This window comes from Geobacillus sp. LYN3 (assembly GCF_003064505.1).
GTDB lineage: Bacteria > Bacillota > Bacilli > Bacillales > Anoxybacillaceae > Parageobacillus_B > Parageobacillus_B toebii.
The window spans coordinates 1,822,760-1,834,558 of sequence record NZ_QCWL01000001.1 but is presented as its reverse complement, the minus strand read 5'-3'; the positions used below and the strand labels follow the sequence as shown (position 1 = coordinate 1,834,558).

The following is an 11,799-nucleotide window of genomic DNA, read 5'->3' as shown; positions in this document are numbered from 1 at the left end:
GGATGTATGGATCATATATCCATAGAACTAACACCAAAATCAAAGTTGATTTCCAACCATCACGGATTCAGGTAAGTAGATATTCTTCCGTTCCCTTCCAAAATCAACAGCTGGTCAGCGACTTTATCTAAAAAGTAGCGGTCATGTGATACGGTAACGACAACGCCAGGAAACGACTGCAAATAATCTTCAAGGACAGTCAGCGTTTGCGTATCGAAATCGTTTGTCGGCTCGTCGATCAATAAGACGTTTGGTTCCGTCATCAACAAGCGCAATAAATATAAACGGCGTTTTTCCCCTCCGGACAGTTTGCGAATCGGCGTTCCATGCATTTGCATCGGGAAAAGAAACTGCTCTAACAATTGTGCGGCGGAAATGACGTTTCCATCAACGGTGCGTACCGCATCGCTCACTTCGCGAATATACTCGATGACTCGTTTCTGTTCGTCCATTTCCACATGCTCTTGCGTATAATAGGCAATTTTGACAGTCGGACCGATTTCCACCTCTCCTTCTTCCGGCTGCAGCCGTCCGGCGATGATATTAAGCAAAGTGGATTTGCCGCTGCCGTTCGGCCCGACGATGCCGATTCGGTCGCCTGGTTTGATTAACAAGTCAAACTGATGAAAAAGCCGCTTTCCGCCAAACGATTGACTTACGTGCTTTAGCTCAATGACTTTTTTGCCAAGCCGGCTACCGCCTAGCGCGATATCAAGCTGGCCGCTTTTTTCTGTAACGAGCGACGATTCTAACTGCTCAAACCGCTTTAAGCGCGCCTTTTGTTTCGTTGTCCGCGCTTTTGCTCCGCGTTTTACCCATTCGAGCTCACGGAGGTATAAATTACGCTGTTTTTCCGCAGCAGTACGTTCTTGTTCTTCACGCAGTGCTTTTGCCTCTAAAAATGCAGCATAATTCCCGACATACGTGTATAACTTGCCGCGATCAAGCTCAAAAATGCGGTTGGTGACGCGGTCTAAGAAATAACGATCGTGCGTCACAAACAGTACCGCACCTTGATAACGTGATAAATATTCTTCTAACCAGCGTATCGCTTCATAATCAAGATGATTCGTCGGCTCATCAAGAATCAGTAAATCCGGTGCTTCAATAAGCGCCTGTGCCAACGCTACGCGCCGTTTTTGCCCTCCGGACAGCTCTCCGATTCGTTTCGTCATATCCGAAATGCCTAGCTTTGTCAAAATCGCTTTTGCATTCGCATTCGCTTCCCATGCGTTCAATGCGTCCATTTGCTGCTGGCAGGCATACAAGCGCGCTTGCCGCTTTTCATCAAGGGGATGTTCCTCGAGCTCAGCAAGCGCCAGCTCATATTCCCGCAAAAGGCGGATAAGCGGCGTATCGCGATGGAATACTTGTTCTAACACGGTAAAATCATGACGAAACTCCGGCTCCTGCGGCAAATAACCGATCGTGAAATCTTTTGAATAAGTAATTTGTCCTTCATCAGGCGCATCCGCCCCGGCAATGATGCGCAATAATGTTGATTTTCCAGCGCCATTGACGCCGATAATGCCGATGCGCTCCCCTTCTTTAATCGTAAAAGACAGTTGTTGAAATAACACCTTTTCTCCGTAGCTTTTTGCGATATTTTCCACCGTTAACATTTTCATGGCAACCATCCCACTCTCGTTTGAGCTTCTCGCCGACGAAAGTCAGCAGTTAGGCACCCGCACCTGCGTGCATTTCGTTCCGTTAAGTATCAGCGGCAAATGACCTATTGTTTCTTAGAACTCCATCCGGCTAAGACATATTAGAATGTTGACAGAAATTTGCATGCTTTATAAACCTATAAAACAACTATATCTATCGGCAAAAAGCCGTCTTTCTCATCGGAAATACATTTTTTCCTTTATTACAACAGTTCTTCAATTTCGTTTTTTAACTCGCTCGGCTTTGTTTGTGAAGCAAAACGGGCAACGACGTTTCCGTTGCGATCGACTAAAAACTTCGTAAAATTCCACTTAATCGCCTTTGTTCCAAGCACACCTGGGGCTTTTTCCTTTAAATACTGAAAAAGCGGATGGGCGTTTTCGCCGTTGACATTGACTTTGGCAAACATTGGAAAAGTTACGCCGTAATTGACTTGGCAAAACTGTTCAATTTCTTCTTCCGTTCCCGGTTCTTGATTTCCAAATTGATTGCACGGAAAACCAAGAACGACGAATCCACGGTCGCGATATTGTTCATACAGCTCCTGCAATTCTTTATATTGAGGGGTAAAACCGCATTTGCTTGCGGTGTTCACAATAAGAAGCACTTTTCCTTTGTAATCAGCTAACGACTGTTCTTCCCCACGAATCGTTTTTACTCGAAAATCATAAATACTCATCGTTTTTCACCTCTCTTTCATCATATTGAATTTTCCGGCGCTTTTCCACTTCTAGGACTTGTAAAATGGTTGCAGCTGTTCAAGCGAATCAAGCATATACGGGATCATCGCCTGCAAATCATCGACATTGTCTTCATAAATAAGGCGGCCGAATTCGATCGTTACTTCGTTATGATACACAGACTCTTCATTAGGAAAATCATGACTTAACGTTTGTCGAATGATTCGCTTGTCTCCCCAAATGCGAAGCAACGTGCCCTCAATAAGAGAGCACGTTGTATGCCGACGGATCGGCAAAGAGAACGTAATCATCAGCTTGCATCCTGGGCGAACTGCGCGCTGAAGCAGTTCTTGCGCAATTTGTTCTAAGTCCATTTCCAATCGAATCGTACATGATATATTTTGTTTATGATCAGATGATAAACAAAACGTAATCGTATATGCACGCGAAAAGTGAGCCAAATCGACCATATCGTGACGATCGATTACAACGATTTCTCCCGCTAAATCAAGGTCATATACCGCTCCTTCGAGCACTGTTTTCAAATTATCAAATACAGTTGGATCAAACATCCAATCTCCCCTTTAAAATAAAGCGACAGCATTCCGTTTTCATCGACGTTCATGCGAAGCGCCGCTGGCTGTTTCGGCAAGCCTGGCATCGTCATCACATTTTCAACTCCACGCCAGTCGACGTCTTAAATCCACATACGTAATGAATGTAAACATATACATTTTACCACTTGTACAAATGGAAAAAAATTCGTTGAATAAAATTTGTAATGTTTTTATAATTAAGTTATTTAAAACAAAGAATGGAGGGTGAGACTGTTGCCAATCAATATTCCAAAAGATTTACCGGCAAAAGAAATACTAGAACAAGAAAATATTTTTGTAATGGATGAAGAACGGGCGTATTCTCAAGACATTCGTCCGTTAAATATAGTCATTTTAAATTTAATGCCGGAAAAAGAAAAAGCGGAAACACAGTTATTGCGTCTTCTTGGCAATTCGCCGCTTCAAGTGAATGTGACATTTTTACGCCCGGCAACACACGAATCAAAGACGACAAGCAAGCATCATCTCGAGCAATTTTATACCATCTTTCCACATATCCGCCATCGGAAGTTTGATGGAATGATTATTACCGGTGCTCCGGTCGAACAAATGCCGTTTGAAAAAGTAACATATTGGAGCGAACTCACAGAAATTATGGAATGGACGAAAACAAATGTGACATCAACGCTACATATTTGCTGGGGAGCGCAAGCGGGGCTTTATTACCATTACGGCATTCCGAAATATCCGCTTCCACAAAAATGCTTCGGTATTTTCGAACATTCGCTTGAAGTAAAAAATGTCAAGCTATTGCGCGGATTTGACGATGTGTTTCGGATGCCGCATTCACGCCATACCGATGTAAAACGTGAAGATATTGAGAAAATCCCAGAACTGACGATTTTATCTGTTTCGGAGAAAGCAGGCGTATGTTTAGTCGCATCCAACGATGGCAAGCAAATCTTTTTAACTGGCCATCCGGAATACGATGCTACGACATTAAAAGAGGAATATGAACGCGATTTAGCCAAGGGGCTTCCAATTCACATTCCAGAATCGTATTTTCCAAACGACGATCCAACGAAACAGCCGCTTAACACTTGGCGCTCTCATGCGAATTTATTGTTTGTCAACTGGCTGAACTATTACGTTTATCAAGAAACGCCATATGAGTGGGAATAAGTATATTCTTTTGAATAAAATTCACGATTGTCCCATGCATTTTCATACAATACGGCAGCTTTTGATAAGAAATGTACGGAAAATAGGTTGCAACGGCATTAGTAACGGCTTTGCGTGAATGGTTGTGTTGTTTATCTTTTTTGCCGAGAAGCTCCCCACCTCTAAACGAAGCATAGGTGGGGGATGAATCGGCATTTTTTGTTTTTTTAGTTCTTACGCAACATAAATAACCACATAAACGTCAGTGCTTGTCTTAGTTCGATGGATAACTGCTGGACCAGCTTTTCGGGAACTCCCCGTTTATAAACACCTTGTCCATCGACAACATCCCAGCCGTTTTCCCTCGCTAATTGTTCAAACTCCCACGGCATCATTGTATTGCAAATAACCGGCTTTCCGTATAAACGAGGATAGCTGTTGACGCGCGGCGCAGCGGTCGGCCCGAGAATGCCGACACAAAAACAGCCGCCTCGCTTTAACACCCGTTTTGCTTCTTTTAGCGCTTCAAGCGGCCGTTCCGTCCACTCCAACGAATTGATTGCCATCGCTCCAGAAAACGTTTCATCAGCAAACGGCAATTTCATTAAGTCGCCTTGAATAAAGCGCAGCCTTTCGTTCTCTCTCCGCGCTTTCGCTTTTTCCACCATTTCGCTCGACAAATCGATGCCGATAACATCGTATCCTGTTTGATGCAGCTTCCACGCTCCATAACCATCCCCACACCCTAAATCAATGACATTGCTTCCTTTTGGAATATATGATGAAAGGAACGGAATAATCGTTTTCCGGCTTCCCCGCTCCCACATCTCTTCACTGCTTTGATGCCAAAAATCCGCTCTTTCGTCCCACTGTTTTTCCGCTTCTTTATGCCAGTCAAAAATGACCATCGTAACACCTCGTTCGAATAAAAATTGTCCTTTTACAAAAAATAATAATGCTGAAAGAAGGAGTGATTGTTCATGAACGGACAAGAAACATTTGTCGCTGTCCAAAAAAATCATCAAGGAGACATCATTGGATTTAAAACATCCAAAGGGAGCGTATTATCGTATCGCAAAGCATTAATGGAAGTGGAAAACGGTGCGATTACCGGTGTCCATATCGTTACCGAACACGATGGGGAACAATATATACGCTCCAATCCCGACGGAGATGCCTCCAACAATCTTGATCAACTTCCTACGTTTTCCTAATACTTATTTGTGGAAAGGACGTGCTAGCACATGACAAAAAGACCGAATAAAGGAAGCAAAAATCAGAACGCCCCTACACAAGATGCCATGTCGCTCCTAAATGGACCGATCTCGGGCGACAACAGCAAAGGAAATAAACGTAATAAATCGCAAAACGACAAAACAGATCTTTATGAATGAATCAGAGAAGGGATGAGCTAAAGCTCAATCCCTTTCATTGCCGTAACGCCTTTCTCATAATCGTGTTTGATCAGTTTCATCTCCGTAACAATGTCAGCTGCCTCGATTAATTTCCTATTCGCCGAACGGCCGGTAATTACTAAATGAAGATCAGGTGGACGCTTTTCCATCAATCGAAGTACGTCTTGAACGGAGACGATATCATCGACCGGAAACCGGTCAATCGCAAGCGCATTGTTCAGTTCATCTAAAACAATCAAGTCGTACATACCCGATAACACTTTTTCTTTCGTAAATTCCCATGCCGCTTTCAATGCCTGACGATGCACTTCGGGCGTTTTCGTCCACGTAAACCCGGCGCCCATTTGATACATTTCAATCCCGAGTTTTTGAAATATAAGATGCTCTCCATACGTTCGTTCCGGTGACTTAATAAACTGAATGACGGCGACTTTTTTCCCTCTTCCCACCGCTCGTATCGCCAATCCGAGAGCGGCGGTCGTTTTTCCTTTTCCATCCCCCGTGTAAACGATGATGCGCCCTTTCTTTTTATATGGTGGCAACCGTCTCACCCCGGTCCATCTCAGCGAACCATTGAATCGTTTCACGAAGCCGAACGACCTCTCCGACAAGAATAATCGCTGGGTGGGAAAGATTCGCTTTCTTGACGATATCGGCAATCGTCTGCAGCGTGCCGACAGCCGTTCGCTGTCTCCGTGTCGTTCCCCATTCGATCACCGCCACAGGAGTATTCGACGGCTTTCCATGTTCGATTAGTTTTTGGCAAATATACGGCAAATTGCCGACACCCATATAAAAGGCAATCGTATCGCTTCCTTTCGCCAACCCTTCCCAATGAAGACGGTCATCTCCCTTTTCTTGACGGCCGTGGCCGGTAACAATGGTAAACGAAGCAGCATATTCCCGGTGTGTAACCGGTATGCCGGCATAAGCGGCAGCTGCGATTCCCGCCGTCACGCCAGGAACGATTTCAAACGGAATGCTGTGCTGCGCAAGCACCTCTGCTTCTTCCCCAGCCCGTCCAAAGACGCAAGGATCGCCTCCTTTTAGACGAGTGACGATTTTTCCTTGTTTTGCTTTTTCGACTAACAGCTCGTGAATCCGCTCTTGAATGAGCGCGTGCTTTCCCGGCTCTTTTCCGCAGTAAATTAACTCAGCGCCGATTTTGGCGTATTTCAGTAATTTTTTATTAATCAACCGGTCGTAAATAATGACGTCAGCTTGTTGAATACATTCCAATCCATAGACAGTGATTAGTTTTTCATCACCGGGACCGGCACCAACGATATATACTTTTCCATTTGTCATGATTGTTTTCCTGCTCCTTCTACAGAATTTGAAATATGGGCAGAAGCAAATGTCGCCATTTCTTTTATCATCGCTGCCGCAAATGCCAGCAGCGGAAATGCAACAGCCGCACCGCTGCCTTCACCAAGTCGCATGCTTAAATCGATAAGCGGCTCTTTCCCTAATAATTCAAGAGCAATTTGATGGCCAATTTCTTGAGAACGATGACCGGCAATCATATAATCGGCAACATTCGGAGCAAAAAGCTTAGCTACAAGTGCAGCAACGGTACAAATAAATCCGTCCAATAAAATCGGAACGCGCCGCTCCGCTGCCGCTAGCATCGCCCCCACCATCGCGGCGATTTCCAAGCCACCGATTTTGGATAATAAATCAATCGGTTTAGACGGATCAGGCTGATGAAGTGACAACGCGCGGCGAATGACATCGGCTTTATGCGCAATCTTCTCTTCCGAAATGCCTGTTCCTCTTCCGACAAGTTGTTCAATTGGCTTGCCGCTCACCGCCGCTAAAATCGCACTCGCGGTAGTCGTATTGCCGATGCCCATTTCACCGACAATGAGAGTACGCGCTCCTTGGTCGATTATTTCCTTTGCTTGTTCGTAACCAACTATTAGCGCTTGTTCCGCTTCCGCATTGCTCATCGCTTCCATTTTGCAAAAATTGTTTGTCCCGTACCGCACTTTCTTGGAAACTACTGCTTCATGTTCAATTGGTGAAGCGACCCCAACATCAATAACGGCAAATATTGCGCCAATTTGCCGGCTGAATACGTTAATCGCCGCACCGCCTTGAACAAAATTCCACACCATTTGTGCCGTCACTTCTGGCGGAAACGCTGACACCCCTTCTTTTGCAACACCATGATCAGCCGCAAACACAAAGATACCCGGCGGAGAAACATCAGGAAATTTGTTCCCTGTCATTTCCGCCAGCTCCACCGCTAACTGTTCCAAACGACCAAGGCTGCCAACCGGTTTTGTCAATTGGTCGACGTAAGCGCGTACCTCTTTTCCTATTTCTTTATTAAGCTTTGGAATCGAAAATAACATTACACATCACCCTTTCGAAACACATGCATTTTCTCTTCAATTTCTTCGATACGAACATGCCGCTTCACATGATCGGCAAGGCGGTCAAAAGCTTGTTCTCTTATAGTACGGAATGACTGGCGCCCGTAAATAGGCGCTAATCCTTTCTCGCGGCGAATTTTGTTCAATAACGCCTCACGAAACGCATCATTATGAAAAAGATCGTGAAAATAGGTACCTATCACTCGTTCATCTTTGCTTTTAGCTCCTTCCGCTCGCCCTTGGACATGGATGAAAGGGATATTTCCATCAAGCGGCTGCGAACGCCCCATATGTATCTCGTATCCTTTCACGAAAAAACGCTCACCCGCAAATGTCAATATTCCTTCCGAAAGAACGGTTGTTTTTTTACGCTCAAGCGTCGTTTCAATCGGAAGGAGATTCAATCCAGAAATTTCTCTTAGCGGTGTTTCCACACCAAATGGATCACGGATACGAGCCCCTAACATTTGATAGCCGCCGCATATCCCTACGATCGTCACACGGTGATGTTTGTTGAGCTGTGCAATTTGTTCCGCAATGCCGTTTTTCTTCATATATAATAAGTCTTCTATCGTATTTTTGCTTCCCGGCAAAATAAGCAAATCTGGCTGGCCAAGCTGGGCGGCTGTTGCCACAAAACGGACGTGGCAGTCCGGTTCGGTCAAAAATGGATCCACATCTGTGAAATTAGATATTTTCGGATATCGAATAACAGCAATATCAATGTCTTTATCCGGATTTACGGCTGTGGACATTTGTTCTAAACTAACGGAGTCTTCCGCGTCAATATGTAAATCTTCTAAATATGGAACGACGCCTAACACCGGAACGCCGGTATATTGTTCGAACCAATCGAGCCCCGGCTTCAATAGTGCCAAGTCGCCACGAAACTTATTAATGATCACGCCGATGATCCGCTTGCGATCTTCTTTGTCAAGCAGCTGCAATGTTCCTACTAAACTGGCAAACACTCCGCCGCGTTCAATATCGCCAATCAGCACGACCGGTGCGTTTGCCATCCGAGCGATGCGCATGTTGACAAGTTCGCGGTCGTTTAAATTAATTTCTGCCGGACTTCCCGCTCCTTCGATTACAAGCCGGTCGTATTCATTCATTAAAACATCGAGCGACTCGCGGATAATCGCCAGCCCCTTTTCAAAAAATTCGCCGCGGTACGCGAACGCCTGCATATTTTTATACGGCTTTCCATGCACAACGATTTGCGATTCATGCTCGCGGCTCGGTTTAATTAAAATCGGATTCATATCCGTCGTCGCGACAACGCCGGCCGCTTCCGCCTGTATCCCTTGCGCCCGCCCGATTTCTTTTCCATCAACCGTCACATACGAGTTAAGAGACATGTTTTGCGATTTAAACGGCGCCGTTTTCCAGCCGTTTTGCGCGAAAATGCGGCAAAACGCCGTGGCAATAATGCTTTTTCCCGCGTCGGAATGCGTTCCTTGAAACATAATCGGCAACGCTTTAGCCATGGTCTTTCACCTTCTTGCATTTCGTTAGCCAATTTTCGACCATTTGCGGACAAGACGCAAAATGAAAATGGACATATCCTGCAATTAAGTTTTGATGCTGATAGCCATCTTTTTTCGTACCACGAAGCCCCGTTGTTTCATAGGCAAACGGAATCTCGCCGCGCGCTTCGTACGTGGAATAATGAAACTCATGCCCCCGCGCCCGCAATCCTTCCGGAAGCAAAAAGTTTCCTGGTTCTCCTTTCACCTCACGATATCCAAGCGCGACAAGCTTCGGCTGCATGACGATCCGTCCCGGAATGACGCCAACCATGTCATAATGCGCACCGTCCGTCGTTTCAATGCCTTCGGTTAAAAACATAAACCCCCCGCATTCCGCCAATGTCGGAAGCCCGCTTTCGATCGCAGTTTTGATCGACTGTTTGACATTTTGTTGCTCGGACAGCTGTTTTGCGAACTCTTCAGGAAACCCGCCGCCAATATATAACCCATGCACCCCATCTGGCAGCGGCTCACCGGCAAGCGGGGAGAAAAAGACTAACTCGGCGCCATATGCTTGTAACAGCTCTAAATTTTCCGGATAGTAGAAATGAAACGCCGCGTCTTTCGCGACCGCAATCCGTACATCATACGATTTACTTATATCGAAATACGATTGTGGAACATTTAATGCTGGGGCTTCCGCCAGCTTAAGCAACGCATCAAGGTCTACCGTCTCGGCAACGCGCTTGCCTAATTCCGCAAAAAAGTGATCTAATTCCCCACGCTCAATCGATGGAATGAGGCCTAAATGCCGTTCCGGAATGTGAAGTACATCATCTTTTTGTAAATAACCGATCACCGGGATGCCGCATTCTTGTTCAATCGCCGTTTTTACAAGGCGAAAATGCCCTTCGCTGCCGACGCGGTTGGCAATCACTCCCGCAATGCGCACGCGTTCATCAAACGTTTGAAAGCCGCGGACAACCGCCGCCGCGCTCCGTGCCATGCCGGCGCAGTCAACAACCAATAGCACCGGGCTATTCGTTAATACGCTGATTTCCGCCGTCGTTCCTTCGTTTGTCGTCGGCCGCTTCCCATCAAACATCCCCATGACTCCTTCGATAATGGCGATGTCAGCCCCTTCACAGCCTTTTGCGCAAATGGCTTGAACCGCTTCGTGTCCAACCATCCAGCTGTCCAAATTGCGCGACGGTCTGCCCGTGACAGCAGTATGATAGGTTGGGTCAATATAATCTGGGCCGCATTTAAACCCCTGTACAATGTAGCCTTTTTGTTTTAACGCCGCCATCAATCCAATCGTTATGGTCGTCTTGCCAACGCCGCTTCCCGTCCCGGCGATTACGATTCTTCTCATGTTGTTTTCCCCCTTAATGGTGCAAAAGTGCCACGGAAATCGTGACATTACCTGCTTTTTTCTTCACTAATTCCAATTTCTCTGCACCGCTATAAAGCTTCGCTGCTGGCTCGCTCACACCATAAGCTCCTGTATAGCGGTACACGGTTTCGGAAGGCTGTTCGATGTTTACTTGATTCAGTTGTTCAGGGGTATAATAGATGAATTCCCATCCGTATTTTCGCACCACTTCAAGCAACCCTGGCTCGTCTTTTTTTAATTCGATCGTACATACCGCTTTCACACTTTTCATTGAAAAGCGCAGCTCCTCTAATGTATCGCGAATGACGGCGTCAATTTCTTCCGCCGTTGTCCCGCGGTTGCAGCCGATACCGAGCACGATTACTTTTGGACGATACAAAACGCCGTTTTGCAAAATCGCTTCTTCCTCTTTCGTTAATAAACGATGGGTAACGACAAGCGCGGCGTCCGGTTTCGCCGCTAGCGCTTCATCAATCGAATCATAAATACGGATATTGTTTGGCAGCGGGGTATCATAGTTCCACCATTCTCGCTCCCCTGATTCCTGTACAATGGCAACATGTTGCTCATTGACGACGGCGGCGCTGACGGGAGTCAGCTTTTCGTCAGATTCCCACTCCCAGCCGAAGGAACGGCCAAATAAATCAACGGCAATCGTTTTTTGTACGTCAGACGCAGTCGTAATGACGGGATGGGCATGTAAAATCTCCGCGACTTGCCGCGTCAGTTCGTTCGCTCCGCCAAGATGTCCGGAAAGAACGCTAATGACATGTTCCCCTTTATCATCAATAACGACAACCGCCGGATCGGTTTTTTTATCTTTTAATAGCGGTGCAATCATCCGCACGACCGCACCAAGCGAAATAATGAGAATAAGCCCGCGGTATGTTTGAAAAAGCGATGGCAATAATAACCGCACGTTCCCTTCAAACAAACGAATGCCTTTTTCGTCTTCGTCTCCTCTCGCAAACTTATTCGTATAATACACACGGGCGTTTGGAAGCTCCTCGCCGACGCGGCGGGCAATATCAACACCATGCTTCGTAATCGCAACAATCGCATACAACTC

The 11,799-nt window shown here is 46.0% G+C and carries 12 protein-coding genes and 1 pseudogene; 2 read left to right on the top strand and 11 right to left on the bottom strand.

The window, feature by feature from the left end:
* Positions 1 to 68: 68 nt before the first annotated feature.
* The 4 genes and pseudogenes from DCC82_RS09525 to DCC82_RS18550 all read right to left on the bottom strand — a co-directional run.
* Positions 69 to 1,628 (bottom strand): annotated as a pseudogene (locus DCC82_RS09525) (ABC-F family ATP-binding cassette domain-containing protein); the annotation flags it as partial.
* 242 nt (positions 1,629 to 1,870) lie between these two features.
* On the bottom strand, positions 1,871 to 2,347 hold the full coding sequence (locus DCC82_RS09520) for a glutathione peroxidase (RefSeq protein ID WP_062678660.1): 477 nt from the start codon (positions 2,345 to 2,347) through the stop codon (positions 1,871 to 1,873).
* 51 nt (positions 2,348 to 2,398) lie between these two features.
* Positions 2,399 to 2,920 (bottom strand): hypothetical protein, encoded by a 522-nt coding sequence (locus tag DCC82_RS09515; RefSeq protein ID WP_015863824.1) that lies wholly within the window; start codon positions 2,918 to 2,920, stop codon positions 2,399 to 2,401.
* The gene (locus tag DCC82_RS18550; protein WP_133066517.1) at positions 2,890 to 3,018 is read right to left on the bottom strand and encodes a hypothetical protein; all 129 of its coding nucleotides are present in this window, start codon (positions 3,016 to 3,018) and stop codon (positions 2,890 to 2,892) included. The genes DCC82_RS09515 and DCC82_RS18550 overlap by 31 nt, the downstream gene beginning before the upstream one ends.
* A gap of 160 nt (positions 3,019 to 3,178) precedes the next feature.
* Here DCC82_RS18550 and metA point away from each other — a divergent pair, with 160 nt between their 5' ends.
* Positions 3,179 to 4,087 carry a homoserine O-acetyltransferase MetA gene (gene metA, locus DCC82_RS09505; protein WP_097354474.1) on the top strand — a complete coding sequence of 303 codons (909 nt, stop codon included), beginning with the start codon at positions 3,179 to 3,181 and terminating at the stop codon, positions 4,085 to 4,087.
* A 206-nt stretch (positions 4,088 to 4,293) separates the two neighbouring features.
* Here the strand turns inward: metA and DCC82_RS09500 are convergent, their stop codons facing one another.
* Positions 4,294 to 4,974: a class I SAM-dependent methyltransferase gene (locus DCC82_RS09500; RefSeq protein WP_097354473.1), complete on the bottom strand. Its 681-nt coding sequence runs from the start codon at positions 4,972 to 4,974 to the stop codon at positions 4,294 to 4,296.
* A 72-nt stretch (positions 4,975 to 5,046) separates the two neighbouring features.
* Here DCC82_RS09500 and DCC82_RS09495 point away from each other — a divergent pair, with 72 nt between their 5' ends.
* Entirely contained in the window at positions 5,047 to 5,280 is a 234-nt protein-coding gene (locus DCC82_RS09495; RefSeq protein WP_015863821.1) for a DUF3892 domain-containing protein, read from the top strand.
* A 197-nt stretch (positions 5,281 to 5,477) separates the two neighbouring features.
* Here the strand turns inward: DCC82_RS09495 and cobO are convergent, their stop codons facing one another.
* The 6 genes from cobO to DCC82_RS09465 are packed head-to-tail and all read right to left on the bottom strand — an operon-like array spanning position 5,478 to position 11,796.
* Positions 5,478 to 6,023 carry a cob(I)yrinic acid a,c-diamide adenosyltransferase gene (gene cobO, locus DCC82_RS09490; protein ID WP_041269653.1) on the bottom strand — a complete coding sequence of 182 codons (546 nt, stop codon included), beginning with the start codon at positions 6,021 to 6,023 and terminating at the stop codon, positions 5,478 to 5,480.
* Positions 6,010 to 6,789: a uroporphyrinogen-III C-methyltransferase gene (gene cobA, locus DCC82_RS09485; RefSeq protein ID WP_015863818.1), complete on the bottom strand. Its 780-nt coding sequence runs from the start codon at positions 6,787 to 6,789 to the stop codon at positions 6,010 to 6,012. The genes cobO and cobA overlap by 14 nt, the downstream gene beginning before the upstream one ends.
* On the bottom strand, positions 6,786 to 7,841 hold the full coding sequence (cobT, locus tag DCC82_RS09480; RefSeq protein ID WP_097354472.1) for a nicotinate-nucleotide--dimethylbenzimidazole phosphoribosyltransferase: 1,056 nt from the start codon (positions 7,839 to 7,841) through the stop codon (positions 6,786 to 6,788). The genes cobA and cobT overlap by 4 nt, the downstream gene beginning before the upstream one ends.
* The gene (locus tag DCC82_RS09475; protein ID WP_097354471.1) at positions 7,841 to 9,352 is read right to left on the bottom strand and encodes a cobyric acid synthase; all 1,512 of its coding nucleotides are present in this window, start codon (positions 9,350 to 9,352) and stop codon (positions 7,841 to 7,843) included. Before DCC82_RS09475 ends, cobT begins: the two co-directional genes overlap by 1 nt.
* Complete coding sequence (locus tag DCC82_RS09470; RefSeq protein ID WP_097354470.1) at positions 9,345 to 10,709, bottom strand: cobyrinic acid a,c-diamide synthase CobB; 1,365 nt, start codon at positions 10,707 to 10,709, stop codon at positions 9,345 to 9,347. Before DCC82_RS09470 ends, DCC82_RS09475 begins: the two co-directional genes overlap by 8 nt.
* 13 nt (positions 10,710 to 10,722) lie before the next feature.
* Positions 10,723 to 11,796: a cobalt-precorrin 5A hydrolase gene (locus DCC82_RS09465; RefSeq protein WP_097354469.1), complete on the bottom strand. Its 1,074-nt coding sequence runs from the start codon at positions 11,794 to 11,796 to the stop codon at positions 10,723 to 10,725.
* Between the last annotated feature and the right edge of the window lie 3 nt (positions 11,797 to 11,799).

What these genes read in the sequence shown, in the direction of transcription:
- cobA (WP_015863818.1), bottom strand. Translation starts at nt 6,789, where the DNA reads ATGACAAATGGAAAAGTATATATCGTTGGTGCCGGTCCCGGTGATGAA.
- DCC82_RS09500 (WP_097354473.1), bottom strand. Translation starts at nt 4,974, where the DNA reads ATGGTCATTTTTGACTGGCATAAAGAAGCGGAAAAACAGTGGGACGAA.
- DCC82_RS09520 (WP_062678660.1), bottom strand. Translation starts at nt 2,347, where the DNA reads ATGAGTATTTATGATTTTCGAGTAAAAACGATTCGTGGGGAAGAACAG.
- DCC82_RS09475 (WP_097354471.1), bottom strand. Translation starts at nt 9,352, where the DNA reads ATGGCTAAAGCGTTGCCGATTATGTTTCAAGGAACGCATTCCGACGCG.
- DCC82_RS09515 (WP_015863824.1), bottom strand. Translation starts at nt 2,920, where the DNA reads ATGTTTGATCCAACTGTATTTGATAATTTGAAAACAGTGCTCGAAGGA.
- cobT (WP_097354472.1), bottom strand. Translation starts at nt 7,841, where the DNA reads ATGTTATTTTCGATTCCAAAGCTTAATAAAGAAATAGGAAAAGAGGTA.
- DCC82_RS09495 (WP_015863821.1), top strand. Translation starts at nt 5,047, where the DNA reads ATGAACGGACAAGAAACATTTGTCGCTGTCCAAAAAAATCATCAAGGA.
- DCC82_RS09470 (WP_097354470.1), bottom strand. Translation starts at nt 10,709, where the DNA reads ATGAGAAGAATCGTAATCGCCGGGACGGGAAGCGGCGTTGGCAAGACG.